Genomic DNA, 2,542 nt, shown 5'->3' on the forward strand with positions numbered 1-2,542 from the left:
GGAAAAGAAATTCCAAGATTTTGTTATCATGAAAGATTGTCCATTGCTGGTAATTGCAGGATGTGTCTAGTTGAGATGGATAAATCTGCAAAGCCTGTTGCATCTTGTGCAATGCCTGTTGCCGAAGGACAAGTCATTTACACTAACACTGAATTGGTAAAAAAAGCCAGAGAGGGTGTAATGGAATTTTTACTTATCAATCATCCATTAGATTGTCCTATTTGTGATCAAGGAGGTGAGTGTGATTTACAAGATCAGTCAATGAAATATGGAGTAGATAAATCAAGATACGAATTAAACAAAAGATCCGTAAAGGAAAAGTACATGGGGCCATTAATTAAAACAGTGATGACCCGATGTATTCATTGTACTCGTTGCATACGTTTTGCATCTGAAGTTGCAGGCGTTCCAGATCTTGGAGCAATTGGCCGAGGTGAAAATATGGAAATTACAACTTATTTAGAAAAAACTTTAGATTCAGAATTGTCAGCAAATGTAATTGATCTTTGTCCTGTTGGTGCTTTAACATCAAGACCTTATGCTTTTGAAGCACGACCATGGGAGCTAACAAAAACTGAAGGTATTGATGTTATGGATGCCGTCGGTTCCAATATTCGAATTGATACTAAGGGATGGGAAGTTAAAAGAATTTTACCAAGAATAAATGAAGATATTAACGAGGAGTGGATTTCTGATAAGACTCGTTATGCCTGCGATGGTCTATTAAAAAATAGACTTGATACCCCTTATATAAAAATTGATGGCAAACACCAACCTTGCAGTTGGGATAAAGCTTTAGAATTTATTTTTGAAAAAACAAAAGATTTAAACGGCGATAAAGTCTACGGAGTAGTTGGCGATTTAGCTGACGTTGAGAGTATGTACATGTTTAAGAAATTTTTTAAAGACGTTTTATCTTCCGACAATATAGATTTTAGACAAAGAGATTATTTTATCGATCCATCCCATAAAGTTAATTATTTATTTAATACATCCATTGCTCGTGTAGATGAGGCTGATTTAATAGTGTTGATTGGAACTAATCCGCGATTAGAGGCAACCATCTTAAATGCTAGAATTAGAAAGGCATATTTAGCAAGAAAAACTATGGTTTATTCCATAGGAGATGTTGGCGATCTAACTTACCCACATGAAAATGTTGGTTCATCATTTTCTTTGATTGCTGAAATTTTAACCAAAACCGGGAAAATCTATAACAGTTTAAAATCTGCAAAAAAACCAGTTTTTATTATCGGAGAGTCCGGGCTCAGTTCAAATGGAGAGTATGTATTAGAGACTGTTAAAAAAATACTTAAAGATAACAATTTTTTAAATAACGATTGGAATGGTCTTAATATTCTTCATCAAAATGCATCAAGTGTTGGCGCAATTTATTTAAATTTATTAAAATCTAATTTTTTAGATAGACTTAATAATGATAATCCAAAACTTGTTTATCTTCTAGGAGCTGATGAGATAAAAATTAATCCTAATAATAAATTTATAATTTATCAAGGAACTCATGGTGGACAGAATACAAAAATTGCTGATGTTATTTTACCTGGTGCCGCATATACAGAAAAAAAAGGTTTGTATGTAAATACTGAGGGTCGAGTTCAGGATTCTGGTAAAGCAAGTTTTCCTCCGGGAGAAGCAAAAGAAGATTGGAAAATATTTAGAGCTTTGTCTGAAACTTTTCAAAAAACGATTGATATTAATACTCATCAAATTTTAAGAGAAAATTTATTTAAAGAGTTTCCTTTATTTTCAAAAATTGATCAGCTACCAGATTCTTCTGTTGATAACCTTCAACCGAAAAATATTATTCCAATCAATGGTATTATTAAGATTGCTGATTTTGATTTTTATTTTTCTAATATTATTGCAGCTTCATCAAAAACAATGCTTGATTGCAAAAAAGCAAAGCAAATTTTGCAAAATACGGGAACAGATAATTAATGCTTACAGAATCTTTAAGTATTTTTTTATATATTCTTTTAAAAATAGCTGCTCTTGTGGTTCCAGTTTTAATTGCAGTTGCAATGGTTGTTTGGGTCGATCGAAGGGTTTGGGGTGCAGTTCAGCTTAGAAAAGGACCTAATGTTGTTGGACCTTTTGGTTTGTTCCAAACTTTTGCCGATGCTTTAAAATATATTTTTAAAGAAGTAATTATTCCTGTTCGTGCAAATAAAGTTATTTTTATTATTGCACCAATTGTAACTATGTCGTTGGCATTAATTTCTTGGGCAGTTATTCCATTTAGTGAAACTTTAGTACTCGCAGATATAAATGTTGGAATTCTCTATATTTTCGCTGTGTCTTCTCTAGGTGTGTATGGAATTATTATGGCAGGTTGGGCATCAAACTCTAAATATCCATTCTTGGGCGCCCTAAGATCTGCTGCACAGATGGTTTCATACGAGGTCTCAATTGGACTTATTATAATAAACGTACTTTTATGTGCAGGTTCGTTAAACTTAAGGGATATTGTTTTGGCACAGAAGAATATCTGGTTCGCAATCCCACTATTTCCAATGTTTGT

Annotated in this window: 2 protein-coding genes; both read left to right on the plus strand. The window is 33.0% G+C overall.

All coding sequences use genetic code 11. From position 1 onward, the window contains the following. Positions 1–1,959, plus strand: a 1,959-nt coding sequence (nuoG, locus tag ACKVOD_RS11750; RefSeq protein ID WP_409209658.1) for an NADH-quinone oxidoreductase subunit NuoG, incomplete at its 5' end; no start/stop codon positions are given. Then, a partial coding sequence (locus ACKVOD_RS11755; RefSeq protein ID WP_409209659.1) for a complex I subunit 1/NuoH family protein occupies positions 1,959–2,542 on the plus strand: 584 nt, incomplete at its 3' end. The genes nuoG and ACKVOD_RS11755, both read left to right, overlap by 1 nt.

It is taken from the genome of Flavobacterium sp. (assembly GCF_046155325.1).
Lineage (GTDB): Bacteria > Bacteroidota > Bacteroidia > Flavobacteriales > Flavobacteriaceae > Flavobacterium.